Below are 25,602 nucleotides of genomic sequence, written 5' to 3'. Positions count from 1 at the left end.
AAGGGGCGCTCAGCGCTCCCTCGTCTCCTCCAGGACCGTCCGCCCCAGCAGCGCGTACCGCTCCGGTGCCCGGTGCTTGAGGTACTGCGCGTAGCCGATGCCCGTCGCCGCCACCAGCGCCACCAGCCACGGCGTCGCCTTCAGCAGCAGCGAGCCGGACTCGGTGCCGGCCGCGACGCCCATGTTGGACACCAGCAGGACGACCACGGCGAGCATCGCGACACCGCCGATGAGCGGGGCGGCGAAGGTCCTGAACCAGTGCCGGCTCTCGGGGTGGTTCTTGCGGAAGTAGACCAGTACCGCGAACGAGCAGACCGCCTGCACGACCAGGATCGCCATGGTGCCGAGGATGGCGAGCAGGACGTACAGGGCGTTGTACGGGTCCTTGCCCGCGATCCAGAACGCGGCGATCAGCACGGCGGAGATCACCGTCTGCACCAGGCCCGCGATGTGCGGGGAGCCGTGCCGGGCGTGGGTGCGGCCGACCGTGCGCTGGAGCGAGGGCAGGACGCCCTCCCGGCCCAGTGCGTACATGTAGCGGGCGGCGCAGTTGTGGAAGGCCATGCCGCAGGCAAGGGAGCCGGTGATCATCAGCCACTGCATGAGGACGACCGCCCAGTGGCCGACGTAGTGCTCGGTCGGGTTGAAGAAGAGCGCGAGCGGGTTCGCGGAGGAGGCGGCCTTCACGGCCTCCGTCTCGCCGTTGCCGGTGATGGCCATCCAGGAGACGAAGACGTAGAAGACGCCGACGCCGAGGACCGAGATCATCGTCGCCTTGGGGATGATCTTCTTCGGGTCGCGGGACTCCTCGCCGTACATCGCCGTCGACTCGAAGCCGACCCAGGACCAGAAGGCGAAGAAGAGGCCGAGGCCGGCCGAGGTGCCCTTGAAGGCGTTGACCGGGTTGACCGGGCCGAAGGTGAAGCCGTGCGGGCCGCCGCCGTGCAGGGCGACCGAGATCGCCATCGCCGCGAGGACGGTCACCTCGGTGCCGAGCAGGACGACGAGCAGCTTCTCGGCGACGCTGACGCCGAACCAGGTGCCGGTCGCGTTGATGGCCAGCATCAGGATCGCGAACGCCCACCACGGGACGTCGAGTCCGGTCTGGTCCTTGAGGGTGGTGTTGGCGAAGACCGAGAAGATACCGATCAGCGCCGGTTCGAAGACGACGTACGCGAAGGTGGCGAGCAGCCCCGACGCCAGCCCCGCGGTGCGGCCGAGCCCGTAGGAGATGAAGCCGTAGAAGGCGCCCGTCGAGGTGATGTGCTTCGCCATCGACGTGAAGCCGACGGAAAAGATTGCCAGGACGACCATTGCGACGAGGTAGCTCGCCGGGGCGCCGATGCCGTTGCCCGACGACACCATGAAGGGCACGTTGCCGGTCATCGCGGTGATCGGCGCGGCGGTCGCGACGGCCATGAAGACCACCCCGAGCAGACCGATCGCGTTGGGCTTCAGCCGGTGGACCGTGCCCTCGCCGTCGGCGCCTCCGCCTGATTCCGTCGCCGGGGCGACTCCCTCGTCCACTGCCATCGGGGTGGCCCCTCTCCTGCTGTTCGTCGGCTGTACCGAACCGGAACTCTGTAGGCCGAATGAGTCCGCCGAGGGTCTCGGCGCGTTAAATGTTTGTCAACCAGACCTTTAGAAATCTGGCGCAATCTGTCGGCAACACCCGGCTCGTACGGTCGCCGCCATGAGCACGTACACGGCCACCCTCGGCGGCGAACGCCACCGCTTCGACTCCCTGGCCCGCCTGCTGGCCGCCGCGAGCCCGGAACGCTCCGGCGACCGGCTGGCCGGCCTCGCCGCCGCGAGCGCGCGGGAGCGGGTCGCGGCGCGCTGGGCGCTGGCGGAGGTGCCGCTGGCGACCTTCCTGACCGAGCCGGTGATCCCGTACGAGGACGACGACGTGACCCGGCTGATCCTGGACACGCACGACGCGGCCGCCTTCGCACCCGTCGCCGGACTGACGGTCGGCGAGTTCCGGGAGTGGCTGCTGACGGCGGACACCGGGGCCCTGGCCGCGGTGGCGCCCGGGATCACGCCGGAGATGGCCGCCGCGGTCTCCAAGCTGATGGGGAACGCGGACCTGGTGGCCGTCGCCCGCAAGGTGCGGGTGGTCACCGCGTTCCGCTCGACGATCGGCCTGCCGGGGCGGCTCGCCACCCGCCTCCAGCCCAACCACCCCACCGACGACCCCGCGGGCGTGGCGGCCGCCCTCCTGGACGGCCTCCTGCTCGGCTCCGGCGACGCGGTGATCGGCATCAACCCGGCGACCGACAGTCCGAAGGCGGTCCGTGACCTGCTGGAACTCCTGGCCCAAGTGATCGACCGCCACGCCATCCCCACCCAGTCCTGCGTGCTGTGCCACGTCACCACCAGCGTGGACCTGATGGAGCGCGGCGCCCCGGTCGACCTGGTCTTCCAGTCCGTCGCCGGCACCCAGGCCGCGAACGCCTCCTTCGGCGTGACGCTGGGTCTCCTGGACGAGGCGTACGAGGCGGCGCGCGGGCTGCGCCGGGGGACCGTCGGCGACAACGTCATGTACTTCGAGACCGGGCAGGGCAGCGCCCTGTCGGCGGATGCGCACCACGGCGTGGACCAGCAGACGGTGGAGGCACGGGCGTACGCGGTGGCCCGCCGCTATCGCCCCCTCCTGGTGAACACCGTCGTCGGCTTCATCGGGCCGGAGTACCTCTACGACGGCCGGCAGATCCTCCGGGCCGCCCTGGAGGACCACTTCTGCGGCAAGCTCCTCGGCCTGCCCATGGGCCTGGACATCTGCTACACCAACCACGCCGACGCCGATGACGACGACATCGCCACCATGCTGACGATGCTCGCGGTGGCGGGCGCGTCCTTCGTGATCTGCACGCCGGGCGGCGACGACATCATGCTCAACTACCAGTCGGCCTCCTACCACGACGCGCTGTACCTGCGGGAGGTGCTGGGCCTGCGCCCGGCCCCGGAGTTCGAGGCGTGGCTGGGGTCGATCGGCCTCCTGGACGAGGACGGCGGCGTGCGCGAGGTCGGCGGCCACCCGCTGACGGCGATCGGAAGGGAACTGGCCGCATGACCGGGACGGCTGTCAGGAACGACGAACTGTGGCCGCTGCTGCGCCGCCACACCCAGGCCAGGATCGGCCTCGGCCGGTCCGGCTCCGCCCTGCCCACCCGGCACCGCCTCGACCTCCAGGCCGCCCACGCGGCGGCCCGGGACGCGGTGCACTCGCCGTTCGAGCCGGACGTGGTCGCGGCGGGGCTGGCGGGCCTGCCGACGGTACGGGTCCGCAGCGCGGCCGGCGATCGGTCGACGTACCTCCAGCGCCCCGACCTGGGCCGCCGCCTGGACCCCCTGGACCGCGCCCACCTCCCGGCCGGCGACTGGGACGTGGTGTTCGTCGTCGCCGACGGGCTGTCCAGCCGGGCCGTGCACGAACACGCGGCGGCGGTGCTGCGGGCGACCGCGGCCCGCCTCCCCGGCCGGCGCATCGCCCCGGTCGTGCTCGCCGAACAGGCCCGGGTGGCCCTCGGCGACGACATCGCCCACGCGATGGGCACGGCTCTGGTGGTCGTCCTGATCGGCGAACGGCCCGGGATGTCGGCGGCGGACTCCCTGGGCGCGTACCTGACCTACCGGCCGGTCCCCGGTGTGACGACGGACGCCGACCGCAACTGCCTCAGCAACATCCGCCCGCCACGGGGCCTGGCGTACGAGACGGCGGCGGAGAAACTGGCGGGCCTGATGGAGAGGGCACGGGAGCTGGGGCGGACGGGGGTGGAGCTGAAGGACGAAAGCACCCCGAACGGCTCGGGCCCGCTCCCTACGACGTCACCCGCTACGAATCCCCTGGCACCGTGAGCCCCCAAGCCCCCTCCACCACCCGCCATGTCCGGCGGCGTACCGGGCCCGACACCCCCGCGTCGGCCCGGTAGCGGAAGTCCGCGCCCGTCACCGTCACCGTCCGTCCGGTGGCCCGCAGCGGGGTCGCCTCCGCGCCCACCGACAGCGGGCGTACCTCCACCTCGGCGAGGCCGGCGCAGTTGCCAGGGGTGACCGAGATGCCCTCCACCGGCTGGTCCAGGTCCACCACCGTCGTCCCGTCGACCTCGACCCGCAGCCGCGCGGGCCCGGGGCGGGGCACCGCAGGCAGCGGGCGGCCGGCCGACAGGGAGCGCACGAGGTGCTGGTACGGCCGCAGCCATCCGCGCGCCGCCGGTACCGGCTCCGGGGTCTCGGCCGCGGCCGTCAGCGGCGGGATCCGCAGTGCGCCCAGCACCACCCCGTCGCTGTCGTCGACGAGGAGGTCCATCCGGCGTTCCACCCCGTCCAGGACCGCCCGGGCCGCCGCCACCGTACCGGTGGGCACCCCCAGCGTGTGCGCGACGCTCAGCGCGCCGCCCACCGGGACCATGGACAGCACGCATCCGGTCAGCTCGCGCCGCCGGTGCAGCAGGGTCACCGCACGGACCAGCGCGCCGTCGTCGCCGACGACCACCGGCCGCCGCGAGCCCCGGCGGGCCAGCACGCGGGCGAATTCCTCCGGGCCGTCCGGCATGCACACCTTCGCGGCCGCACCCGCGCTGAGCACGTCTTTCGCGATCCGGACGGACTCACCGTCCGTCTGCCGTGCCGCCGGATCGATGATCACCAGCAGCTGATCGGACGTCGCGAATGTCGCCACCTCGGTCGTGCCTCGCTTCCTCGGGTAGCATCACTGTGCAAGAGCCCCTTGCGCTATTGCGCCAGGGGCTTCGTCTATTCCGGGGCATCCGGTCCGACGGTTGTGCGGCCAACGACGGTCGCGGTGCTACGCGGCGACGAACCTTACGCGTACGCCCCTGACCTTGGACATGCCCCGCCCGGAAGGGGTGTACGCGCGTGCCCGCACTTGTGCTGCTCGGTGCTCAGTGGGGTGACGAAGGCAAGGGAAAGGCGACGGACCTGCTAGGCGGTTCCGTCGACTATGTGGTGCGCTACCAGGGCGGCAACAACGCCGGTCACACGGTCGTCGTCGGCGACCAGAAGTATGCGCTCCACCTGCTCCCTTCCGGAATCCTCTCGCCCACGTGTGTCCCGGTCATCGGCAACGGTGTCGTCGTCGACCCGTCGGTCCTGCTCTCCGAGCTGAGCGGTCTGAACGAGCGTGGCGTCGACACGTCCAAGCTCCTGATCAGCGGTAACGCGCACATCATCACGCCGTACCACGTGACCGTCGACAAGGTGACGGAACGCTTCCTCGGAAAGCGGAAGATCGGTACGACGGGGCGCGGCATCGGCCCGACCTACGCCGACAAGATCAACCGGGTCGGCATCCGGGTCCAGGACCTCTACGACGAGTCGATCCTGACCCAGAAGGTCGAGGCGGCCCTCGACGTCAAGAACCAGATGCTGACCAAGCTCTACAACCGCCGCGCGATCGCGATCGAGCAGGTCGTCGAGGAGCTGCTGGGCTACGCGGAGAAGCTCGCTCCGTACGTCGCCGACACGGTCCTGGTCCTCAACCAGGCGCTGGAGGACGACAAGGTCGTCCTCTTCGAGGGCGGCCAGGGTACGCTCCTCGACATCGACCACGGCACGTATCCGTTCGTCACGTCCTCGAACCCGACCGCGGGCGGTGCCTGCACCGGCTCCGGTGTCGGCCCGACGAAGATCAGCCGGGTCATCGGCATCCTGAAGGCGTACACGACCCGCGTCGGCGCCGGCCCGTTCCCGACCGAGCTCTTCGACGCGGACGGTGACGCGCTGCGCCGGATCGGCGGCGAGCGCGGTGTGACGACGGGCCGGGACCGCCGCTGCGGCTGGTTCGACGCCGTCATCGCCCGCTACGCGACCCGCGTGAACGGCCTGACCGACTTCTTCCTCACCAAGCTCGACGTGCTGACCGGCTGGGAGCAGATCCCGGTCTGCGTGGCGTACGAGATCGACGGCAAGCGCGTCGAGGAACTCCCGTACTCCCAGACCGACTTCCACCACGCGAAGCCGGTCTACGAGACGCTGCCCGGCTGGTCCGAGGACATCACCAAGGCCAAGTCCTTCGCGGACCTGCCGAAGAACGCGCAGAACTACGTGAAGGCGCTGGAGGAGATGTCCGGCGCCCCGATCTCCGCGATCGGCGTGGGTCCGGGCCGCGACGAGACGATCGAGATCAACTCGTTCCTCTAAGTCATGTGTACGCACGTCCACTTGGGCCGGTCTTGGGAATCCTTGACCGGCCCTTGGGGTATCCGTGGTTACGCCGGTAACGGGCGGGGGTCAGCATCTACGCGGGTAGCCCGCCGCGGCCCGCACGTCTCACCCGTCCTCTGTGCCTTTCCAGGAGTCCTGAATGCCCGTCAATCCCATGAACCGTCGTGAGTTCGTGCAGAAGTCGGCCGTCACCGGCGCCGCCGTGGCCGTCGCGGGAACCGTCGGTACCGGCACCGCCCAGGCCGCCGAGCTCGGCCACGGCCGGCCCAAGCCGCCGAAGGCGCCCAAGACCTGGAGCTTCTCCATCCTGGGCACCACCGACCTGCACAGCCACGTCTTCAACTGGGACTACTACACCAACGCGGCGCCCGTGGACTCCAAGGGCAACACCTACGGCATCGCCCGTATCGCCACCCTGGTGAAGAACATCCGCAAGGAGAAGGGCGCCGACCGCGTCCTCCTCGTCGACGCCGGCGACATCATCCAGGGCACCTCGCTCGCCTCCTACTACGCGAGCGTCGACCCCATCACCGGCAAGAACGGCAAGCGCGGCCCCAAGCACCCCATGGCGATAGCCATGAACGAGATGCGCTACGACGCGGCCGCCCTCGGCAACCACGAGTTCAACTACGGCATCGAGATGGTCCGCACCTTCGAGAAGCAGTGCGACTTCCCGCTGCTCGGTGCCAACGCCCTGGACGCCAAGACGCTCAAGCCCGCCTTCCGGCCCTACACCGTCAAGCACATCAAGGTCCCGCACGGCCCGGACATCAAGGTCGGCATCCTCGGCCTCACCAACCCGGGCATCGCCCTGTGGGACAAGGACAACGTCTCCGGGAAGATGGCCTTCACGGGCCTGGTCGAGCAGGCGAAGAAGTACGTGCCGCGGCTGCGCGCCCTCGGCTGCGACGTCGTCTTCCTCACCGACCACTCGGGCCTGGACGGCTCGACGTCGTGGGGCGACGAACTCCCCTACGTGGAGAACGCGTCGAACCTGGTCGCCGAGCAGGTGCCCGGCATCGACGCGATCCTCGTCGGCCACACCCACGTCGACGTCCCCACGTACACGGTGAAGAACGACGAGACGGGCGAGGAGGTCCTCCTCTCCGAGCCGTACTGCTACGGCTACCGCCTCTCCGTCTTCGACTTCGAGCTGGAGCACGTGCACGGCTCCTGGAAGGTCACCAAGAAGACCGCCACCACCCTGAACAGCAACACGGTCGCCGAGGACCCGCGGATCACCGAGCTCCTCACCGCCGACCACAACCTGGTGGTCAAGTACGTCAACACCGCGATCGGCACCTGCACCGCGGCGATGACGACGGCGGAGGCCTGCTGGAAGGACGTCCCCGCCATCGACTTCATCCAGCAGGTCCAGATGGACGCGGTGAAGGCGGGCCTGTCGGCGGCGGACGCCGCGCTCCCGCTGATCTCGGTGGCCGCGTGCTTCAGCCGTACGGCCACCATCCCGGCCGGTGACGTGACGATCCGCGACGTCGCGGGCCTCTACGTCTACGAGAACACCCTCTACGGCAAGAAGCTCACCGGCGCCCAGCTCAAGGACTACCTGGAGTACGCGGCGAAGTACTACCACCAGGTCCCGTCCGGCACCGCGGTGGACACCGCCACCCTCACCAACGCCAACAGCTTCTGGGACTACATGTACGACATGGCGGCCGGCGTCGACTACGAGATCGACATCGCGGCGGCCGAGGGCTCCCGCATCAAGAACCTCTCCTACAACGGCACCGCGGTCGCCGACGACCAGGTCTTCGTCGTCGCCGTGAACAACTACCGCGCCAACGGCGGCTCCGGCTACCCGCACATCGCCGCCGCGGAGATCGCCTACAGCTCCACCAACCAGGTCCGCGACCTGATGGTCGCCTACGCCACGGCCAAGGGCACCATCGACCCGTCGGCCTTCGCGGCCACCAACTGGAAGCTGACGCAGGGCGGCACGCCCGTCTTCTAGCGCGTCCGCGGATCCAGCCTGCGGTGCCCCCACCCCTCGGGTGGGGGCACCGCTTTTTCTTTTTCCCGGACAAGAGAGACCTGTCGATTTCATTTGTGGATTCCGTTGTTTCTGTGAATCCTGAAAATCTTGTCCAGGCCGTAATTCAACACAGTTATTCGGCCGGGTTTTCGCATTGAGTGTCAACAATGTTGTTGGTAGCGTCCGCGGTGCGTTCCCCTGATCTCCCGACCAGCCAACGGGTCCATCCGTATGGCTAGTTCGGCATGCCGAAGGAGTATTTGTGAGCAAAGAGAGAACCCGCCTCGTCCGCTCCAGGCGGACTCGACGGGTCGTAGTCGGAGCCGCCACAGCCCTGGTTCTTGTCGGCGGCGGATTCGCCGTGGCAAATGCGGCCACGGCAGGCAGTGAGAAATCGGCCGCGGGCGTCCAGCGTCCGGTCGACAAGCACGCCAAGGGCACCGAGGCCGTGGTCAGCGCGGCCAACGCCTTCCTGAACACCCTGACCTCCGACCAGCAGGCCTCGACCCTGCTGGACTTCTCCCAGGCGAACGCGACCGCCTGGTCGAACCTGCCCTGCGGCGGGACCTGCCGCCCCGGCATCCAGTTCAGCACCCTGTCGGACGACCAGCTGGCCGCCGCCGAGGCCCTGCTGAAGACGGCCCTGGGCACCGGCAAGGACACCGGCTACGAGCACGTCCTGCAGACCCTCAAGGCCGACGACGTGCTCGCCTCGGCCGAGAGCACCAGCTCCGCCTCCGCCGCCCCGACGGACGCGCCGACGGCGACCGACTCGGCATCGGCCGACCCCTCCGCCACCGCCACCGACTCGGCCTCCGCGGCGCCCACCGACGTGCCGACCGGCGCCCCGCCCTCCGGCGGTGCCGGCGGCGGGGGCGGCTTCTCGTACGGCAGCGGCTACTACTACCTGGCGTTGCTCGGCACTCCGTCCAGGACCGGCACCTGGCAGCTGCACTTCGGCGGCCACCACCTCGCCGTGAACATCACCTACAAGGACGGCAAGGTCTCCGGCGCCAGCCCCTTCTTCACCGGCGTGGAGCCGACCAGCTGGACCGCGGACGACGGCACCACGTACGCGCCGCTGGCGAAGTTCCGCAACGGCCTGCTGAAGCTGACCGGCAGCCTGAGCACCTCGCAGCTGGCCGAGGCCAAGCTGTCGGAGTCGTTCAGCGACGTACTGCTCGGTCCCGGCAAGGACGGCGACTTCCCGGAGACCAAGGAGGGCATCAAGGTCAGCGAGCTGTCGCCGAAGCAGAAGAAGCTGGTCCTGGCGGCGATCCGGCCCTGGATCGCGGACGTGGACGACGCCACCGCCGCGCGGCTGATGAAGACGTACGCGAAGGAACTCGACCAGACCTACGTCTCCTACTCCGGCGGCACCGGCCTGGACACCCAGGGCGACTACGTGCGCATCGACGGTCCCAGCGTGTGGGTCGAGTTCGTGGTGCAGAACGGCATCGTGTTCCAGAGCCAGGTCCACTACCACACCGTGTACCGCGACCACTCCCGCGACTACGGGAACGAGTTCTCCTTCTCATGACCGGACCGCGAAACTGGCTGACCACCGTCCTGACACGCCTGGTGGCCGGGATCGCGATCGTGGTACCGGCGGCGCTCCTGCTCGGGGCGTCGCCGGCCGCCGCGCATCCGATGCCGCACTCGGTGGTGCAACTGGACGTGTACAGGTCCTCGGTGTCCGCCCGCCTGGAGCTGCCGGTCTCCGACTTCTCCCGGGCCAGCGGCATCGACCTGGACGACGTCACCGGCAGGGCCGTACCGGCCGCGCGGGCGAAGGCGATCCGCACCTACCTCGCCCGGCACATCCACCCGACCACCACCGGCGGCACGGCGTGGCGGGTCGGCATCGGCGCGATGCACCTGAGCGCCACCCGGCAGACGTCCACCGGCCCCTACCGCGAACTGACCGTCGCCGCGGTCCTCACCCCGCCGGCCGGCGCCGACGTACGCCACTTCACCTTCCGCTACGACGTCATCGTGCACCAGGTCGTCACCCACGTGACGCTCGTGACGGTCCGCCAGGACTGGGCGAACGGCCGGGTCGACGGCAAGGGCACCACCCAGGTCGGCACCATCGAGCTCGACATCCGGCACATGAAGGTCCCGGCCCTCGAGGTCGACCTCGGCCCCGGCAGCGCCTGGCGCGGCTTCGTCGCGATGGTCGAACTCGGCGGCAACCACATCCTCACCGGCACCGACCACCTGCTCTTCCTGCTGATCCTGCTCCTGCCGGCGCCCCTGGCCGCGACCGGCGGCCGCTGGACCGGCCTGGTGGGCCCCCGCAAGGCGCTGTCCCGCATCGGCGGCATCACCCTCGCCTTCACGGCCGGCCACTCGGTCGCCCTGGCCGCCACCGCCCTGGGCCGCCTGCAGATCCCGTCCTGGCCGGTGGAGGCGTTCATCGCCGCGAGCATCCTGGTCGGCGCGATCCACGCGATCCGCCCCCTCTTCCCCGGCCGGGAGGCGATCGTGGCAGGCGTCTTCGGCCTGGGCCACGGCATGGCGTTCTCCTTCGTGTTGGCCGAGATGCACCTGTCCACCGGCCAGCTGGTCACCAGCCTGCTCGGCTTCAACCTGGGCATCGAGCTCGTCCAGCTGCTGCTGGTCTGCCTCGCCCTGCCCTCGCTCCTGGTGCTGGCCCGGCTGCGCGTCCAGCCCGTGCTCCGGCTGACCGGCGCGGTGCTCACCGGGGTGGCGGCCCTCGGCTGGCTGGTCGACCGCCTCGGCCTGCCCAACCCCGTCGCCCGCGCGGCCGACAGCGCCGGCTCCCACACCACGCTGCTGCTGGTCACCCTCACGCTGGCCGCGCTCACCAGCGCCGGGTGGGCCCTGGCCACCCGCCCGCGCGGCACCCCGCCGGGGCTCAGGCTCCGATGGCGTGCAGACCCGGGCCGGTCATGAGCCTGCGCAGGGCCGCCTCGGCCGCCGGGTCCGCCGGGGTTACGGCGATCAGGCACTGGTCCGAGTCGTCGAGGGTGGCCAGTGTGTCGTAGCAGACGGCCAGTTCGCCGACGACCGGATGCCGGAGGCGTTTGCGGCCGTGGGCGCGTTGCTTCACCGTGTGGTCGTCCCACCAGACGGTGAACTCCGCGCTGCGCTCCCGCAGTTCGGCGATCACTTCACGCAGCCGGGGATCGTCCGGGTGGCGGGCCAGGTTCGCCCGCAGGTTGCCGACCGTCTCCCGCGCCACCCGCGCCCAGTCCAGCTGGACCTCGCGCATCCCCGGCTCCAGGAACAGCACGCGTGCGGTGTTGCCGCCGATCCCCGAGCCTCCGAAGTCCGGCCCGAACAGGGCCGTCGCGGCCGCGTTGTGCGCCAGCACGTCGAAACGGAAGTCCACGACATAGGCGGGGATCATCGGCATCCCCGCCAGCAGCACGCGCAGTGAGTCGCCGACCGGGACGGACGGGCGCCGGGTCACCGGGGTCTCGTCCCGCGCGATGAGATGCAGGTGGTGCCGCTCGGCGGGCGACAGCCGCAGCGCCTGGGCCACCGCGTCCAGCACGGCGGCGCCCGGCGTGCCGACCCGGCCCTGCTCAAGGCGGATGTACCAGTCGATGCTGACGGCGGCGAGCTGGGCCACCTCCTGCCGCCGCAGCCCCGGCGTCCGGCGCCGGCCCAGGTCCGGCAGCCCGACGTCCTCGGGCCGCAGCCGCGCCCGCATGGCACGCAGGAACTCACCCAGTTCCGCCCGCCTCGGTGCCCGGTCCCTCGCCATGGCCTCCATGTTCCTGACCCGGCCCGTGCCCTGTCGACCCCGGATCCTGGCATCCCGAATGCCAGGATCCCGAGCGCCTTCCTCCGGCCGCCCCGCGCCCTTGATCGTGGACGCACCGACAGGCAGCACCCACCCAGGAGGGCACGATGAGAGCACCGATCCGGGCCGCCGCCGCACTGGCCGCGGTCGCCGCCGCCGTCACCACCGGCGTGACCACGGCCAACGCCGACACCCACACCCACGCGGGCCGCGCCGACGACGGAGGGTACGGCTACACCAAGGTCCGCACCAACGTCCCCGACTCCGCCGCCCGCTTCCAGGTCACCAGCCCGGACATCCGCGACGGCGGCACCATCCCCGCCGACTCCTACGCGGGCGCCGCCTTCGGCTGCTCCGGCGACAACAAGCAGATACGGCTGTCCTGGCACGGCGCCCCGAAGGACACCCGCAGTTACGCGGTCACCATGTTCGACCCCGACGCCCCCACCGGCTCCGGCCTGTGGCACTGGCTGACCTGGGACATCCCCGCCACGGACACCCAGCTGGGCACCGCCCTGCCGACCGGTGCGGTGGCCGGCACCAACGGCGCCGGCCAGACCGGCTACCTGGGCCCCTGCCCGCCTGTCGGCGACATCACCCACCACTACCGGATCACGGTCTACGCCCTGGACACCCCGAGCCTGCAACTGCCCGCGGCGACCCCGGCCACCATCACCACGTTCACCATGTCGAGCCACGTGATCGGCACGGCCACCATCACGGCGACGGCCCGCAGGCCCTAAGGGCTGTCCGGCTACCGCGCCCAGCGTGCCATGGCCGGCGCGGTGCCGATCAGGCACTCGATGCCGGTGGGGAAGCCGGCGAGGGCGTAGGCGGTCAGGCGCAGGTGGCCCTCCAGGCAGACCAGGTCGTCCTGCCGTTCGCCGACGAGGATGAGCGGCGCGAACCGCTCGCCTCGGCCGAGCGCGTGGGCCGCGTCGAGGAACCGTTCGTTGGGCACGTCGAACGCCCTCAGCCCTGCCCGGATGCGTACGGCCGCGTCGGCCGGCCGACGGCTGCCACCCGACAGTTCGACCCAGTACGAGTAGTCGATGTAGCGCACGCGGGCCATCTCGTCGGGGGTCAGGAGTGCCCGGGTCCAGGTGACGTGCGCGGGGAAGTTCTCGAACAGGTCGCGGTCCTCGCCGTACCCGCGCGTCGCGGCGAGCAGGGCACGGCGTGCGGAGTTCGCCCCGGCGTCGGTGACGTCCGGATGCGTCAGCAGCCGTTCCGTCCGCCCGGCCGCCGCCAGGTGGGACCGGAGGTTCGGCCCGAACCTCGGGCTCGTCAGCTCGCCGCCCAGGAAGCAGGCGACCATCTCGTCCTCGCTGCTCATGCCGAGTATCCGCATGCCGTCAGCTTAGGAGCGGCCGCACCAGGACCTGGTCGCGTTCACCCAGGGGGCCAGGGCCTTCCGGAAGGTGGCGAGGGACGGGCTGAGCCACTGCGTCCTGGTCTTGGGGTCGCCCTGGAAGAAGTAGTTCTGGGCCGGGCACGTGTAGGTGCCGTCCCCCGGGACCGTCGTACTGCCGACCTTCCTGGCGATCTTCGCCTCGTACCCGGTGAGGGTGTAGATGCCGCGCCTGTAGTACCGGACGTAGTCGTCGGCGTACTGGCAGGTCCTCACCAGCGGCCCCTTGTTCTGGTGTGCCTTGCCGGGGTCGGGGCGGTAGGTGTCGTAGGCCGGGGCGGTCGCGCCCGAACCGGGGGACGGGGACGGCGGGCGTTCGGTGGCCGAGCCGTCCGTGGCCTCGACCCACCACCCTCCCCGTCCAACGGCGTTTCGATCAAGCCCAGTTGCCGACAGCTCCACAGTCTCCGCACAGCCGAGGGCTGTTCCCCGGGCACCGCGTGCCGATCCCGGCCGGGAAACCGAGTAGCCGTACTCAGGCGGGGACGCGCCGACGGCGGTGAGATGGGGGACATGAGCTTTCCGCCGCCCCCTTACCCGCCCCTGCCGTCGTACGGCCCCGGGTTCCCGTCGCCGCGTCCCGCGCCGGGCGGCCCGCTCAGGGTGGTCTTCGCCGTGGTGGCCGGGCTGCTGCTCGCGGTCGCCGTCGCGGTCAACGGGCTGTTGCTCTTCGGCATGGCCTTCGCCGGGGACAGCTGCGGTACGTCGGCCGGCACCCAGCGGTTCTGCGACGACTCCGGCGTGTGGATGCTGGTGGCGATGTTCGGGCCGTGGGTCGCGCTGGCCGCCGCGGTGGTCACGGTCGTGCTCGGGGCGGTGCTGGTGCGGAGGCCGTGGACCGCGCTGGCGGTGGGCGTGCTCGTCTACGCGGCCGGGCCCGCGCTCGCCCTGTTCACCGTCTTCGGTTAGTGCGGTGACCGCTCCATATCCTGTGTCGGCAACTTCGGGGAGGGCATGTTCATGCAGTACACCAAGCGAGCGGCGGGCGTTGTCGTTGCCGCCGTCCTGATGAGCGGTTGTTCGTCGGGCGATCCGGCGCAGGCCAAGGAGTGGCAGGGGGAGTACTGCACCAGGCTGGGGTCCTGGCAGGATGCGGCGCACGCCACGACCCCCGGCGACAACACCGAATGGGCAGGGCACGAGGCCATCGAGGCCGCAAAGAGGCTTGACCGGGCCGGACTGGAACACGGCGGCACCCACATCCTCGACGACACCGTCAACGCGGTTCGCGGCGACCGCGGGGCCGAGGGGCGTGCGGTGGCCTACTGCGACAGCGCCGGTTTCGAGACCTCGGTCGACTGGGCCGGCTAGCGGACCGAGGCGCCGCCCTCCAGGAAGGCGGCCCAGGAGGCCGGGGAGACGGTGAGGTGAGGGCCGTCGGGGCCGGTCTTGGAGTCGCGGATGTGGATGGTGTGGGGGCAGGGGGATATTTCGAGGCAGTCGCCGCCGCTGTCGTTGCTGTAGGAGGACTTGCGCCAGGTGTAGGCGGTTTCGACGCACTGTCCGCCGCTGCTGTCGCTGTAGCTCGACTTGAACCACCGCAGGGTCGTCATGTCCGCTCTTCTCCTGCCAACTTTCGGATGAGGCTCAGCGAGTCGTCCGAGCTCAGCGCCTGGGTTCGGATCTTCGCATATCGGTGGGTGAGGCGAGCGACCTTTGCGGCATCGCTGACCAGCACACTTTCGTCCTCGATCTCCATGTAGACCAGGCGGTGGTGCTCTTTGGTCTCCACCAGCTTCATGTCTCCGCGTGCGCCCGCGTGTCCGGCCCTCAACCCCCGGTCAATGGGCAGCACTTGGACACTCACATTGTCCCTCTCCGCGTCCTCCGCAAGCGACCGCAATTGGCCGTGCATCACCTCCCAGCTGCCGAACGGCCGCCGGAGTACCGACTCTTCCAGGATCACCTCGATCATGGCGGACGGATCCACCCGGTCGAACAACGCCCGCCGCGCCACCCGAGCCTCGACCAGTTCCTCCACCTTCTCCTCCGGCAGCTTCGGAAAGCCGCCGCCGATCAGCGCACGCGCGTACTCCGGTGTCTGGAACAGACCGTCGACCACGAACGTCTGGTACGACGACAGCGTCACCGCCTCCTGCTCCACCAGCGCGAAGTTCTTGAACTGCGGCGGATACTTGTCCAGCAGTACGAACCTGCGTGCCTTCTCGAAGATCCCCAGCCCGCCGCCGATCGCCTCCTCCAGCTTGGCGAGCATCTTGTCGCTGGCGGGCTGCGCTCCCGTCTCCATCGCGCTGATCGCGGACCCGGTGTAGCCGATGCGCTTCCCCAACTCCTCCTGTGTCAACTCCTGTTGCTCGCGGAAGGCCTTCGCGAGGGCGGCCAGGAGCTGTGCCGTGCTGCCCGCCTCCGCCTTGTTCTCAGCCCGCGCCATTGCGGTCACCCCCGAACTCAACCGGACTCAAACGGTCACAACCACCGGACCCCGAATTCCCAGAGTTTGCAGCTCTTGACTCTGAGTTATGGCGACGGTAGTCGCAGGTGCCGAAACTGATCCCATGAATACGCAAATTGATCCCTTAAACCTGGGCTGGCTACCCACCTCCGGCGTTCAACTCCGCAAAGCCGGTGTGCAGTTCGATGCCGTGCGGGTGGACGACGGGGAGCTGGGGCGGCGGCTCGCCGACCGGCTCGCGGAGCTGACCGGGGGAGACCCCGGACCCGTCATCGAGGTCGCCAGTGGGCGGCGGTGCGTGTACTTCCTGGTCCCGGCCGGGAGTACGGACTACCTGCCCTGGCCTGCGGAGGTGACCAGACTGACCGCCGTTCCGGCCCGGGTGTCGTACATCCCGGTTCCGGCGCTGGACGACATGACGTGGCCGTTGTCGTGGCGCTACCGGCCGACTCGTCCCGACCGGTTCGTGCACACGCGATTGCTGCGCTCCGCGCTTCACTCCCCGGAGTGAAAAACGTCAACACGGGGCCGGGAAAAAGGGATTGTGGCTTGCGTCCGGCGCTTTGCGGGGCCCTAGAGTCACGATCAACAGATTGCCCCCGCGGTGCGCCAACACCCGGGGGCTCGACACCGGGAGCTACCACTCCGATGCGCGTTCATCGTATGGCGCCCATGCGCGCCTTCGCAGCCCTTGCCCGCTCCCGTTTCGGGGACCGACGCCTGTCCTGGGGCGCGGCAGGCGTACTGGCGTACCTCCTGGGGCTGCCGAACGGCGCCTGGATAACGGAGCGCATCCTCGCCGAGCAACGGCGGGAAGGGTGTATGTCGATCGTCGCCTCCCTGCGTGAGCTGGAGGAACGGCGTTATCTGCGGCGGGTGGTGTCGCGGGACCCGGTGACCCGGCAGTACTCGACGGTCTGCGAGGTATTCGACAGGCCGTACGAATCAGCGGCACCGACGGGTGAAATGCAAAAAGTTCGCCTCGTGGCGGCTTAGGAAGTAGCGAAGGGAACGTCGTTGACTGTCACACTCGTACGTCCTGAGGTGGTATACCGCAAGTATACTGTGCTCATGGCTGACACCACGATCAAGGTCGACCCCGCCGTCCGTGACCGTCTCCAGGAGCTCGCCCGGGAACGCGGGATGAGCATGCGGGACCTCGTGGCGGAGCTGGCCGGGGCCACCCCCACCAAGGAAGAGCTGCGCAAGCGGTACGAGGAGACCAGGGCCTATGTCGAGGAGCACTTCCTCGGCAGGCCCTACACGGAAGAGGACGAGAAGGCCGGCGAAGAACTGTGGGCCGACATCGAGTCCGGGCGTATCGGGGAGGTCCAGTGACCGAGGGGGAGCGGTACCCGCTGCCGCGTGCCGTCATCTTCGACGACACGGCGGCTCTGGCGCTCGGCGCCGGTAACGGCATGGCCTCCCGGCTGGTCGTCGAGGCGGAGAAGGATGCCGCGTTGCGGGTCTACATCCCCGCGGTGAGCCTGGCTGCAGCAGAACGGGAGCGGGCCGGAGTCGCGGAGCACGTCGGTGCGTTGCCGTCCGTCAACATCGAAGGACTCGACTTCGCGGCGGCCACTGCTGTGGGCAAGCGGCTGCGGGCCGCGAACGGCGAGTCGGAGGACGGGAAGGACGAGCCGGACTGGAGCGGAGCCCATGTGCTGCACCTCGCCCTGCCGACCGTCGAGTGGCCGCGTGGCCGTCCCGTCCTGACCAGGACCCCGATGCGGTACCGGGGCACGGGAATCCGTACCATCCGGATCGTCGAGCAGGGCTGACCGAGGTCCCGAAGACGCACCCCAAGGCTCCGGACCGAGGACGGTCCGGAGCCTTTTTCACTCACACAGAGATGAATACGCGGCTCACGGCCGGTTCAGTGGTGCGTGCCGCCTACCAGCCGCCGCGGCCGCAGTCGGAACCCAGGTCGGTGAACTGCGCGCCCGGGCTGCCTTCACCGTTGATGAGGTTGCCGGCAAGCCCGTTGGCGATGCCCACGTTGCCGAGGATGTCGAGGTTCAGGTCGTGGGACCGGCAGCCACCGCCGCCGCCACCGCCGTACCCGTGCTGCGGGGCCGCGGTGGCCGGGGCGGCGCCCATGAAGCCGATGCCGCCGATGATGGCGATCGCGGCGGCTGCCTTGTGAAGCTTGCGCATGGTCTCCTCCTTGAGCTGATGGGAGCGCGCGGACATATGAACTGATAAGCGCTCATTTCGGAGACTAGATCGACTTCTGGTGGCGCGCTCTTCGGGGGAGCCATACGGGGACGCGGGGCATCCGGGTGACCCGGCGTCAGCGTGATCGACCGTCAGCGTGATCCGGTGTCAGCTGAAGACGATCATCGAACCCTGGGCCAGGCTGCGGGTCGCCGCCGCGTGCAGGCCCAGCCAGACGTGCCGTTCCCGCGCGAAGGGGCTCGGGTCGTAGGGCGCCGGGACCGCCGGTTCCTCCAAGTCGGTGGGGGCGGCCGGGGGTTGCGGCGGGGCCGGGGGGTTCGCCGGGTCGATGCCGATCGACGGGGCGACGTACTCCAGCTCGCGCAGCAGGGCGTGGGAGGAGCCCAGCGGGCCGCCGCTGGCGAGGAGTTCGTCGCTGGAGAGCGGGCTCGGGAAGTCGACCGGGACATAGGCGCCCGCGTGGTCGTAGTGCCAGACCAGGTGCGACTGCTGGGCCGTCGACTCGAACATCTCCAGGAGCTGCTCGTAATCGCCGCCGAGGGCGTCCACGGGGGAGACGGGCAGTCCGCAGACCTGGAGGAGATAGGCACGGCGGAGGAAGTGGAGCGCGTCGTAGTCGAAGCCGGCCACGGGTGCGACCTCGCCGGACAGGCCCGGCATGTACTGGTACACCGGCACCGGAGGCAGCCCGGCCTCGGCGAGAACCTTGTTGTACTGCGCGAGTTCCTCGGCGAACGGATTGTCGGGGGTGTGGCACAACACGTCCACGAGCGGTACCAGCCAGAGGTCACAGGCCAAAGAGGGCTCCTAGTATCAGCGCGTTCACAGCAAGTGCTCAGCCAGGTGGTCAGGGAAGAGTAATCCGTGCGGCGCCGGTCAGCTCCCCCCGTGCAGGTCCCATACCCAGACCCCACCGGTCCACTTACCGGGTTTTCCGGTCAGGGCCTCCACCGCCTGTCGTAGTTTCTCGTCATTGGGTTGCGGGGCGACCACCAGGACCCCCGCCTTCCAGTACGCGAAGTCCTTCTTGGCCTGCCCCCGCCAGTTCTTGCCGATCACCGGCACCTTCCCGGTGTAGCGCACGTCCCGCAGCATGTCGGAGGTGTAGCGCGGGACGGCGCCGTAGATGCCGATGCGGTCGTCGCCGTAGGGGCCGTTGAAGTATCCGCCGGGGAGCTTGAAGCCGAGACCGGTGCTGGTCTGCCAGTGCAGGGCCTCGGCGTAGCCGGGGTCCGGGAGCGGCAGGGGGACCAGGGACTCGCCCTTGCCCACGTACGACTTCCACATCCCGCTCGTGATGAACTCCGGGACCGCCTCCCGCTGTTCGGACTTGAGCGGGGCGGGGACGATCGGGAGCAGCGCGAGGGCGACGGTGAGCAGGCCGAAGTACTGGGCGCCGAGGCGGCGGGCGGCCAGGACCCTCTCCAGGGCCAGGGCGAGCAGCACGCCCAGCGCGGGGGCGCAGATCATCGCGACCCGGCCCTCGATGACCGACTCGAAGAGCGGGAACTTCCGCACCAGCGCCCAGGGCCCCGGATACACCGTCTCCGTCAGCGGGATGCGGATCTTCGGGCCCATGGACAGCACGGCCGCGGCCACCGACGTGAACGCCAGCGCCTTGACCACCGGCCGCGCCCACAGTCGTACGACGATCCCGAAGGCGACCAGGACCAGCGGCCAGCCGTAGAAGGCGTTCTGCTCGGTGGGGTTGAGGGAGAGCTCGTTGGCGCGCCCCGCGTTGCCGTACAGCAGCGAGCGTTCGGAGAAGGCGAGCAGGGAGAGCGGGCTGTTTCCGGCGTTGTCGCCGTGCAGGACGCTGTGATAGCTCTGCGGGCCCGTGAACTGCCAGTACAGCGGGAAGGCGACCAGGGGCAGGCAGACCGCCCCGGCGATCAGCAGGCCCTTGCCCAGCGGACGCCAGGCCTCCTTCGCCACCTGCGGCCGTACGACGGCGTACGCGAGGGCGAACAGGGTCATCCCCAGCGCCGCCAGCAGGAACGGCTCCTCGCCCAGGAACACCTGGTACGCCGCCATCAGCCCGAGCACGATCCCGTCCCGCCGGACCCGCTCGCCGCCGGCGAGGCGCAGGGCGCGGTCGATGATCAGCGGGATCATGAACAGGATCACGAAGTTGGGGTGCGCGTTGGCGTGGCTGACCATCGGCGGCGCGAAGGCCGCGAGGGCCGCGCCGACGAAGGCCGCGCCCCGGTGCCGTACCACCCGCTTCACGATCAGCCAGTACCAGGCGACGGCGGTCGCGGCGAGGCCCAGCGCCATGCAGACGGAGAGCGAGACGGCCGGACCGGCTATCAGGGTCAGCGGGGCGAAGGGGACGGAGACGCCCAGCATGACCGTGTTGGCCATGAGGTTGACGCCGTCGGGGAAGTTCTGGAAGTCGGAGAAGAGCGGGTTGCGGAGGTGCGCGAGGTTGTCCGCGGTCACCGCGAAGAACCACTCCCACTGGTTCTGGTCCTGGAGGGAGTCGGTGAGGTAGCGGTGGTCCGGGTCGAAGAACCGGCCCGAGTAGAGGGCCACCGACAGAGCCAGGAAGAGGAACGTGACCAGCAGGTCCGCCGGGCGCAGCCGGCGGATCCGCAGCCGGGCCAGGTCGGCGAGGACCCTCGGGTAGGCCAGCGGGCCCACCTTGGAGCCGGGCTGGTGGCTCCAGCGGACCGGGACCTCGGCGATCGGGTGGCCGACGCGGTGCAGGTGCTGGAGGACCTCGACGTCGATGCCCCAGCCGTCCAGCCGGGAGCCGGCGAAGGCCTCGCGGGCCAGGTCGCCGTCGAAGAGCTTGAACCCGCACTGGGTGTCCCTGATCCCGGGCACCGCGGACGCACGTATCACCAGGTTCCCCGCCCGGCCGAGCAGCTCGCGCAGCCAGTGCTGGTGGGCGGCTATCTCCGAGCCCGGCACCGCACGCGAGCCGATCGCCGCCGCGCTGCCCTCGCTGAGCGCCTTGTCCAGCCGCTCCAGCTCCTCGATCGGCGCCGCGAGATCGGCGTCCGTGACCAGCACCCGGCTGCCGCCGGTCGCGGCGACGCCGAGGCGCAGGGCGTTGCCCTTGCCCCGGTTGCGGTCCGCGGCGACCAGCCGGACGTGCGGGTGCTTTAAGGCGGCGACCTCGCGCGTCCCGTCGGTCGAGCCGTCGTCGGAGACGATCACTTCCCAGGAGCCGAAGCGGCTCTCGTTGTCCGCGAGATAACGGGTGACGGCGTCGAGCGTCGGGCCGAGCCGCTCCTCCTCGTTGTACGCCGGGATGACGACGGAAAGGTCGACGCTCCCCCTGTGCTCGTCCTCCGTGGTCCCGGTGGGCGCGGTCATCCGTTCTTCTCCGCCAGTCGCTCGATCAGGGCGAGGGAGTGGGTGTTGTACGCGGCGACGATCCCCCGGGCCGCCTCCGTGTCCCGGTGGGACAGCGCGTCGACCAACTCGGTGTGCCGGGACCACAGATACCCGCGTAGATCGGGCAGCCGGCGCAGATGCTGTACCGCGCACACCCAGGACTGCACGCGCAGCCGGTGCAGGAAGTCGCCGAGGTAGGGATTGCCGAACAGGGTCGACAGCTCCCGCCAGAAGCGCAGGTCGTAGCCGATGAGGACGGTCAGCTCACCGGCGGTCGCGGCGCGCTGCGCCTCCTCGCCGCGTCGCCGGACGGCGGCCAGGGCGGCGGCGACCCGCGGTTCCTCGGGGTCCTTGAAGGCGGGGTGGAGGCCGCCGGCGAGAGCCTGGAACATGCCGTCGGTGACCAGGCTGCGGGCCTCGATCATGCCCCGGTAGTCGGCGAGCGTGTACTCCGGCACCCGGAAGCCGCGGTGCTGGTCGGCGTCGAGGATGCCCTGCGCGGACAGGTCGACCAGCGCCTCGCGGACCGGCGTGGCGGACACCCCGTACTGCTCGGCGATCTCCTTGACCGTGAACTCCCGGCCCGGCTGCAGCCGCCCGGCGAGCACCTCGTCACGGAGCGCGTCCGCGATCTGCTGGCGCAGGGTACTGCGGGTCACAGCGCCGTTGCCGGGCATCGTCGGGTGCCTCTCCTCACGCGTACGGGTGACGTGCTCGCTCACAGATACATGTACGAGCACGCCACCTTACGCGTTCGGGTTCCGGGTGTACTCCTTCTGTACCCGCGAAGCTACCCGTGGGTCGCGCCCCCGAAGGGGCGCGGGGCTGTATCGGCTGCCGCCGCGTGGGCGCGACCAGCCCCCACCGGCCCGCAGCCGAAAACGGCGCCCCCTACACCGTGTACTCGTCGGCCACACTCAGCGCCGCGTCCAGCGCAGCGAACCCTTCCTTCAGCTCGGCCTCACTCACGTTGCACGGCGGCACCACATGCGTCCGGTTCATGTTCACGAACGGCCACAGCCCCTGCTTCTTCGCCGCACCGCCGAAGGCGGTCATCGCCGCGTTGGCCTCCCCGGCCGCGTTGTACGGCACCAGCGGCTCCCGGGTCTCACGGTTCCTCACCAGGTCGAGCGCCCAGAACATGCCGACCCCGCGGACCTCGCCCACACTCGGGTGCCGCTCGGCGAGCGCCGCGAGCGCGGGTCCGACGACCTCCGCCCCCAGCCGCTTCGCGTTCTCGACGACTCCCTCCTCCGCCATCACGTTGATCGTCGCGACGGCGGCCGCACAGGCCAGCGGATGCCCGGAGTACGTCAGCCCGCCCGGGTAGGGCCGCCTGGCGAAGGTCTCGGCGATCTTCTGTCCGATGGCGACCCCGCCCAGCGGCACATACCCGCTGTTCACGCCCTTGGCGAAGGTCATCAGGTCGGGTACGACCCCGAACAGGTCGGCGGCGAACCACTCCCCGGTCCGCCCGAACCCGGCCATGACCTCGTCCAGGACGAAGACGATCCCGTACTTGTCGCAGATCTCCCGGACCCCCGCCAGATACCCGGCAGGCGGCACCATGATCCCCGCGGTCCCGGGGATGGTCTCCAGCACGATCGCCGCGACCGTCCCCGGCCCCTCGAACGCGATCGTGGTCTCCAGGTGCTCCAGCGCCCGCGCGGTCTCCTGCTCCTCGGTCTCGGCGTAGAAACGGGAGCGGTAGAGGAACGGCGCCCAGAAGTGCACGACCCCGGCGGCGGCGCCGTCGGAGGCCCAGCGGCGCGGGTCACCGGTGATGTTGATCGCCTGCTGGGTGCCGCCGTGGTACGAGCGGTAGGCGGACAGCACCTTCGGGCGCCCGGTGTGCAGCCGGGCCATCCGCACGGCGTGCTCGACGGCGTCGGCGCCGCCGTTGGTGAAGAAGATCTTGTCCAGGTCGCCGGGCGTGCGCTCGGCGATCAGCCGGGCCGCCTCCGACCGGGCCTCGACGGCGAAGGCGGGCGCGAAGGTGGTCATCTTCGCGGCCTGTTCCTGGACGGCGGCGACGACCTTCGGGTGCTGGTACCCGATGTTGGTGAAGACGAGCCCGCTGGTGAAGTCCAGGTAGCGCCGGCCGTCGTAGTCCCAGAAGTACGACCCTTCGGCGCCCGCCACGGCGAGCGGGTCGATGAGGTCCTGCGCGGACCAGGAGTGGAAGACGTGCGCACGATCGGCCGCCTTCACGGCGGCTCCGGCCTGGGGATTGGGCTGAGGGGTCATGGCCGGGAGCGTAGGAGTGCTCGGCGGGGGAGCGATATCGGCGACATGTTCCGTGGTCAGGGGGATTCCGCGACAGGTTGTCCACAGCCTGGGGACACGGTTGGCCGAACGGCACCGGCGCCTGTTACGTAACCGTAGACATAGCGCGGCACGATCCCCGGAACGGCCGCATTATTCTCGGCTCGATCACAAGTGTGAGCAAGGAGCGGATCTGCCATGGAGAAGCTGGGGCCGGGGGATCCGCAGCACATCGGGCGCTACCGGCTGTTGGCACGGCTGGGTGCGGGCGGAATGGGGCACGTGTACCTCGCCCGGTCGGAGCGCGGCCGTACGGTCGCCGTGAAGCTGGTCCGGGCGGAGCTCGCCGAGCACGAGGAGTTCCGCGAGCGGTTCCGGCAGGAGGTCCGCAACGCCCAGCGGGTCGGCGGGTTCTGGACCGCGCCCGTCCTGGACGCCGACACCGAGGCCGCGGTGCCCTGGGTGGCCACCGGCTATGTGGCCGGGCCGAGCCTCCAGCGGGTCGTCGAGCACGAACACGGGCCACTGCCCGAGCGGTCGGTGCGCATCCTCGCCGCCGGTCTTGCGCATGCGCTGGGCAACATCCACGCGGCCGGGATCGTCCACCGTGACCTGAAGCCGTCCAACGTGATGCTCACCATAGAAGGACCCCGGGTCATCGACTTCGGCATCGCGCGGGCACTGGAGACGCTGCCGGGCGAACGGCTCACCCAGACCGGCTCCCTCCTCGGCTCGCCCGGCTTCATGGCCCCCGAGCAGGTGCGCGGCGACCGGATCACCCCGGCCTGCGACATCTTCTGCCTCGGCTCGGTGCTCGCCTACGCGGCCACCGGCCGGCTCCCCTTCGGCTCCACCGAGGGCGGCGCGCACTCCCTGATGTTCCGGATCGCCCAGGAGGACCCCGACCTCTCCGGTCTCCCCGAGGGCATCGCCGACGTGGTCCGCGACTGCCTGCGCAAGGACCCGGAGGCACGACCGTCGCTGGAGGCGATCCTGTCCCGCACCGGAGCGGGCGCCACGGTCTGGGAGGGCCGCTCCCGGGACCCCTGGCTCCCGGGCTCCCTGGTGGCCCAACTCGGCCGCCATGCGGTGGAGTTGCTGGAGGTGGAGGACCCGACGGTTTACGGGGCGCTAGTGGGTCCCGAACGAGGGTCGGCGGACCAGCGGGCGCAAGGGCCAACCCCCCAAGGGGCGCGGGGCGGTGTCGAATCTGCGGCTGCCGTCGCGGGGGCGCGACCGGCCACGAACCACCCGCAGCCGACACCCGACACCTCGTCCCCCGAACACGCCTCCGCCCACCAGGCCTACGGCTACCAGAACCAGCCTCACCAGCACCCCCAGCCGTACAACCCGTACACCACCGCAACCACCCCTGACCCCACCCCCGACTCCACCCGGATGTACCCCCCTGTCCCCCCGCTTCCCCTCTACGACCCCGACCCCACCCCCGCCGACGAGCCCCGCCGCACCCCCCGCTCCACCGCCCTCCTCGTCACCGTCGCGCTGATCGTGATACTGGCCGCGGGCGGCTCGGTGTACGCGCTCATGAACAGCGGCGGCGACAGCACGGACGACAAGGCGGCCGGCAAGGTCACCGCCACCCCGTCGGCCACCGCCCCCACCGCCTCCGACGAGGCGACGCCCACGAAGTCGCCCTCTTCCTCGGCGGCTTCGAAAAGCACCGTTCCCAGCGGCTTCCTCGGCACCTGGGACACGTCGATAGACAATGACACCGGCCACAACACCCGCGAACTGACCATCCGTCAGGGCGCCGTGGGCGACACAGTCCTCACCCTGGTGGCGGACGGCCCCGGCTACCACTGCGAGTTCACGGCGAAGCTGGCCGGGAAGCCGGGCGCCGGCGGCCCGTTGGAGATCGGCCCGTCCAAGGTCACGAGCGGCAAGCCGCGTACGTCGTGCAGCGCCGGAGAGGCCACCGAGGTGACCCTGCTGTCGGGCGGCAAGCTGAAGCGCGTGACGAAGGACGGCGAGGAGAGCCTGACCTACAGCAAGGAGTGAACAGAACAAGGGGC

General features: G+C 70.3%; 26 protein-coding genes. 14 read left to right on the top strand and 12 right to left on the bottom strand.

Going from position 1 to position 25,602, the window contains the following annotated elements; genetic code table 11:
- Positions 1-9: 9 nt before the first annotated feature.
- A complete protein-coding gene (locus ACWGKQ_RS00620) occupies positions 10-1,533 on the bottom strand; it encodes an APC family permease (RefSeq protein ID WP_453289658.1) in 1,524 nt (507 codons plus the stop codon).
- A 160-nt stretch (positions 1,534-1,693) separates the two neighbouring features.
- Here ACWGKQ_RS00620 and ACWGKQ_RS00615 point away from each other — a divergent pair, with 160 nt between their 5' ends.
- Together ACWGKQ_RS00615 and eutC are read left to right on the top strand one after the other, a co-directional pair.
- The gene (locus ACWGKQ_RS00615) at positions 1,694-3,076 is read left to right on the top strand and encodes an ethanolamine ammonia-lyase subunit EutB (RefSeq protein WP_453289657.1); all 1,383 of its coding nucleotides are present in this window, start codon (positions 1,694-1,696) and stop codon (positions 3,074-3,076) included.
- Positions 3,073-3,861 carry an ethanolamine ammonia-lyase subunit EutC gene (gene eutC, locus ACWGKQ_RS00610; RefSeq protein ID WP_453289656.1) on the top strand — a complete coding sequence of 263 codons (789 nt, stop codon included), beginning with the start codon at positions 3,073-3,075 and terminating at the stop codon, positions 3,859-3,861. The genes ACWGKQ_RS00615 and eutC overlap by 4 nt, the downstream gene beginning before the upstream one ends.
- On the opposite strand, the gene ACWGKQ_RS00605 is transcribed toward eutC, so the two are convergent.
- Positions 3,839-4,684 carry a diacylglycerol kinase family protein gene (locus ACWGKQ_RS00605; protein ID WP_453289655.1) on the bottom strand — a complete coding sequence of 282 codons (846 nt, stop codon included), beginning with the start codon at positions 4,682-4,684 and terminating at the stop codon, positions 3,839-3,841. The genes eutC and ACWGKQ_RS00605 overlap by 23 nt on opposite strands.
- Before the next feature lie 197 nt (positions 4,685-4,881).
- Between ACWGKQ_RS00605 and ACWGKQ_RS00600 the strand changes: the two genes are divergently transcribed.
- From ACWGKQ_RS00600 to ACWGKQ_RS00585, 4 genes are all read left to right on the top strand, one after another.
- Positions 4,882-6,165, top strand: a complete 1,284-nt coding sequence (locus tag ACWGKQ_RS00600; RefSeq protein ID WP_453289654.1) for an adenylosuccinate synthase — start codon at positions 4,882-4,884, stop codon at positions 6,163-6,165.
- Between the two features lie 163 nt (positions 6,166-6,328).
- Positions 6,329-8,161, top strand: coding sequence for a bifunctional metallophosphatase/5'-nucleotidase (locus tag ACWGKQ_RS00595; RefSeq protein ID WP_453289653.1), 1,833 nt, complete (start codon positions 6,329-6,331; stop codon positions 8,159-8,161).
- A 382-nt stretch (positions 8,162-8,543) separates the two neighbouring features.
- A complete protein-coding gene (locus ACWGKQ_RS00590) occupies positions 8,544-9,722 on the top strand; it encodes a DUF3500 domain-containing protein (RefSeq protein WP_453289652.1) in 1,179 nt (392 codons plus the stop codon).
- Positions 9,719-11,101 (top strand): HupE/UreJ family protein, encoded by a 1,383-nt coding sequence (locus ACWGKQ_RS00585; RefSeq protein ID WP_453289651.1) that lies wholly within the window; start codon positions 9,719-9,721, stop codon positions 11,099-11,101. Before ACWGKQ_RS00590 ends, ACWGKQ_RS00585 begins: the two co-directional genes overlap by 4 nt.
- On the opposite strand, the gene ACWGKQ_RS00580 is transcribed toward ACWGKQ_RS00585, so the two are convergent.
- Positions 11,064-11,918, bottom strand: a complete 855-nt coding sequence (locus tag ACWGKQ_RS00580) for a helix-turn-helix transcriptional regulator (protein WP_453289650.1) — start codon at positions 11,916-11,918, stop codon at positions 11,064-11,066. The two genes, ACWGKQ_RS00585 and ACWGKQ_RS00580, sit on opposite strands and share 38 nt — an antisense overlap.
- Before the next feature lie 146 nt (positions 11,919-12,064).
- On the opposite strand from ACWGKQ_RS00580, the gene ACWGKQ_RS00575 reads away from it, so the two are divergent.
- Entirely contained in the window at positions 12,065-12,700 is a 636-nt protein-coding gene (locus ACWGKQ_RS00575) for a YbhB/YbcL family Raf kinase inhibitor-like protein (RefSeq protein WP_453289649.1), read from the top strand.
- Between the two features lie 11 nt (positions 12,701-12,711).
- Here the strand turns inward: ACWGKQ_RS00575 and ACWGKQ_RS00570 are convergent, their stop codons facing one another.
- Positions 12,712-13,308 carry a hypothetical protein gene (locus tag ACWGKQ_RS00570; RefSeq protein ID WP_453289648.1) on the bottom strand — a complete coding sequence of 199 codons (597 nt, stop codon included), beginning with the start codon at positions 13,306-13,308 and terminating at the stop codon, positions 12,712-12,714.
- Between the two features lie 9 nt (positions 13,309-13,317).
- Entirely contained in the window at positions 13,318-13,770 is a 453-nt protein-coding gene (locus ACWGKQ_RS00565; RefSeq protein WP_453289647.1) for a hypothetical protein, read from the bottom strand.
- Between the two features lie 111 nt (positions 13,771-13,881).
- Here ACWGKQ_RS00565 and ACWGKQ_RS00560 point away from each other — a divergent pair, with 111 nt between their 5' ends.
- Both ACWGKQ_RS00560 and ACWGKQ_RS00555 read left to right on the top strand, forming a co-directional pair.
- Complete coding sequence (locus tag ACWGKQ_RS00560; RefSeq protein ID WP_453289646.1) at positions 13,882-14,277, top strand: hypothetical protein; 396 nt, start codon at positions 13,882-13,884, stop codon at positions 14,275-14,277.
- A gap of 51 nt (positions 14,278-14,328) precedes the next feature.
- Positions 14,329-14,679 (top strand): hypothetical protein, encoded by a 351-nt coding sequence (locus ACWGKQ_RS00555; RefSeq protein ID WP_453289645.1) that lies wholly within the window; start codon positions 14,329-14,331, stop codon positions 14,677-14,679.
- Here ACWGKQ_RS00555 and ACWGKQ_RS00550 read toward each other — a convergent pair.
- Entirely contained in the window at positions 14,676-14,921 is a 246-nt protein-coding gene (locus tag ACWGKQ_RS00550) for a DUF397 domain-containing protein (RefSeq protein ID WP_453289644.1), read from the bottom strand. The two genes, ACWGKQ_RS00555 and ACWGKQ_RS00550, sit on opposite strands and share 4 nt — an antisense overlap.
- The gene (locus ACWGKQ_RS00545) at positions 14,918-15,769 is read right to left on the bottom strand and encodes a helix-turn-helix domain-containing protein (RefSeq protein ID WP_453289643.1); all 852 of its coding nucleotides are present in this window, start codon (positions 15,767-15,769) and stop codon (positions 14,918-14,920) included. Before ACWGKQ_RS00545 ends, ACWGKQ_RS00550 begins: the two co-directional genes overlap by 4 nt.
- Before the next feature lie 187 nt (positions 15,770-15,956).
- On the opposite strand from ACWGKQ_RS00545, the gene ACWGKQ_RS00540 reads away from it, so the two are divergent.
- The 4 genes from ACWGKQ_RS00540 (at position 15,957) to ACWGKQ_RS00525 (ending at position 17,562) form a co-directional block, all read left to right on the top strand.
- Positions 15,957-16,292, top strand: a complete 336-nt coding sequence (locus ACWGKQ_RS00540) for a hypothetical protein (protein ID WP_453289642.1) — start codon at positions 15,957-15,959, stop codon at positions 16,290-16,292.
- 161 nt (positions 16,293-16,453) lie between these two features.
- Positions 16,454-16,777, top strand: a complete 324-nt coding sequence (locus ACWGKQ_RS00535) for a hypothetical protein (protein ID WP_453289641.1) — start codon at positions 16,454-16,456, stop codon at positions 16,775-16,777.
- A gap of 75 nt (positions 16,778-16,852) precedes the next feature.
- Positions 16,853-17,119 (top strand): cupin domain-containing protein, encoded by a 267-nt coding sequence (locus ACWGKQ_RS00530; RefSeq protein WP_362326915.1) that lies wholly within the window; start codon positions 16,853-16,855, stop codon positions 17,117-17,119.
- On the top strand, positions 17,116-17,562 hold the full coding sequence (locus ACWGKQ_RS00525) for a hypothetical protein (RefSeq protein WP_453289640.1): 447 nt from the start codon (positions 17,116-17,118) through the stop codon (positions 17,560-17,562). Before ACWGKQ_RS00530 ends, ACWGKQ_RS00525 begins: the two co-directional genes overlap by 4 nt.
- A 112-nt stretch (positions 17,563-17,674) precedes the next feature.
- On the opposite strand, the gene ACWGKQ_RS00520 is transcribed toward ACWGKQ_RS00525, so the two are convergent.
- From ACWGKQ_RS00520 to ACWGKQ_RS00500, 5 genes are all read right to left on the bottom strand, one after another.
- The gene (locus tag ACWGKQ_RS00520; RefSeq protein WP_453289639.1) at positions 17,675-17,938 is read right to left on the bottom strand and encodes a hypothetical protein; all 264 of its coding nucleotides are present in this window, start codon (positions 17,936-17,938) and stop codon (positions 17,675-17,677) included.
- 168 nt (positions 17,939-18,106) lie between these two features.
- Positions 18,107-18,757, bottom strand: coding sequence for a hypothetical protein (locus ACWGKQ_RS00515; RefSeq protein WP_453289638.1), 651 nt, complete (start codon positions 18,755-18,757; stop codon positions 18,107-18,109).
- A 78-nt stretch (positions 18,758-18,835) separates the two neighbouring features.
- A complete protein-coding gene (locus tag ACWGKQ_RS00510) occupies positions 18,836-21,283 on the bottom strand; it encodes a dolichyl-phosphate beta-glucosyltransferase (RefSeq protein ID WP_453289637.1) in 2,448 nt (815 codons plus the stop codon).
- Positions 21,280-21,981 carry a GntR family transcriptional regulator gene (locus tag ACWGKQ_RS00505; protein WP_453289636.1) on the bottom strand — a complete coding sequence of 234 codons (702 nt, stop codon included), beginning with the start codon at positions 21,979-21,981 and terminating at the stop codon, positions 21,280-21,282. Before ACWGKQ_RS00505 ends, ACWGKQ_RS00510 begins: the two co-directional genes overlap by 4 nt.
- Positions 21,982-22,195: 214 nt before the next feature.
- Positions 22,196-23,551, bottom strand: a complete 1,356-nt coding sequence (locus ACWGKQ_RS00500; protein WP_453289635.1) for an aminotransferase class III-fold pyridoxal phosphate-dependent enzyme — start codon at positions 23,549-23,551, stop codon at positions 22,196-22,198.
- Positions 23,552-23,767: 216 nt separating this feature from the next.
- Here ACWGKQ_RS00500 and ACWGKQ_RS00495 point away from each other — a divergent pair, with 216 nt between their 5' ends.
- A complete protein-coding gene (locus tag ACWGKQ_RS00495) occupies positions 23,768-25,588 on the top strand; it encodes a serine/threonine-protein kinase (protein ID WP_453289634.1) in 1,821 nt (606 codons plus the stop codon).
- Positions 25,589-25,602: the final 14 nt, after the last annotated feature.

This window comes from Streptomyces sp. NPDC054770 (assembly GCF_053611985.1).
Note: the sequence above shows the minus strand (reverse complement) of the source record. Positions and strands in the feature narration are given on the sequence as shown.

Bases quoted from the DNA above. Each gene is read 5' to 3' on its own strand.
- ACWGKQ_RS00620 (WP_453289658.1), bottom strand. From the start codon at position 1,533: ATGGCAGTGGACGAGGGAGTCGCCCCGGCGACGGAATCAGGCGGAGGC.
- ACWGKQ_RS00615 (WP_453289657.1), top strand. From the start codon at position 1,694: ATGAGCACGTACACGGCCACCCTCGGCGGCGAACGCCACCGCTTCGAC.
- eutC (WP_453289656.1), top strand. From the start codon at position 3,073: ATGACCGGGACGGCTGTCAGGAACGACGAACTGTGGCCGCTGCTGCGC.
- ACWGKQ_RS00595 (WP_453289653.1), top strand. From the start codon at position 6,329: ATGCCCGTCAATCCCATGAACCGTCGTGAGTTCGTGCAGAAGTCGGCC.
- ACWGKQ_RS00585 (WP_453289651.1), top strand. From the start codon at position 9,719: ATGACCGGACCGCGAAACTGGCTGACCACCGTCCTGACACGCCTGGTG.
- ACWGKQ_RS00580 (WP_453289650.1), bottom strand. From the start codon at position 11,918: ATGGCGAGGGACCGGGCACCGAGGCGGGCGGAACTGGGTGAGTTCCTG.
- ACWGKQ_RS00575 (WP_453289649.1), top strand. From the start codon at position 12,065: ATGAGAGCACCGATCCGGGCCGCCGCCGCACTGGCCGCGGTCGCCGCC.
- ACWGKQ_RS00570 (WP_453289648.1), bottom strand. From the start codon at position 13,308: ATGCGGATACTCGGCATGAGCAGCGAGGACGAGATGGTCGCCTGCTTC.
- ACWGKQ_RS00560 (WP_453289646.1), top strand. From the start codon at position 13,882: ATGAGCTTTCCGCCGCCCCCTTACCCGCCCCTGCCGTCGTACGGCCCC.
- ACWGKQ_RS00555 (WP_453289645.1), top strand. From the start codon at position 14,329: ATGCAGTACACCAAGCGAGCGGCGGGCGTTGTCGTTGCCGCCGTCCTG.
- ACWGKQ_RS00550 (WP_453289644.1), bottom strand. From the start codon at position 14,921: ATGACGACCCTGCGGTGGTTCAAGTCGAGCTACAGCGACAGCAGCGGC.
- ACWGKQ_RS00535 (WP_453289641.1), top strand. From the start codon at position 16,454: ATGCGCGCCTTCGCAGCCCTTGCCCGCTCCCGTTTCGGGGACCGACGC.
- ACWGKQ_RS00530 (WP_362326915.1), top strand. From the start codon at position 16,853: ATGGCTGACACCACGATCAAGGTCGACCCCGCCGTCCGTGACCGTCTC.
- ACWGKQ_RS00520 (WP_453289639.1), bottom strand. From the start codon at position 17,938: ATGCGCAAGCTTCACAAGGCAGCCGCCGCGATCGCCATCATCGGCGGC.
- ACWGKQ_RS00510 (WP_453289637.1), bottom strand. From the start codon at position 21,283: ATGACCGCGCCCACCGGGACCACGGAGGACGAGCACAGGGGGAGCGTC.
- ACWGKQ_RS00505 (WP_453289636.1), bottom strand. From the start codon at position 21,981: ATGCCCGGCAACGGCGCTGTGACCCGCAGTACCCTGCGCCAGCAGATC.
- ACWGKQ_RS00500 (WP_453289635.1), bottom strand. From the start codon at position 23,551: ATGACCCCTCAGCCCAATCCCCAGGCCGGAGCCGCCGTGAAGGCGGCC.
- ACWGKQ_RS00495 (WP_453289634.1), top strand. From the start codon at position 23,768: ATGGAGAAGCTGGGGCCGGGGGATCCGCAGCACATCGGGCGCTACCGG.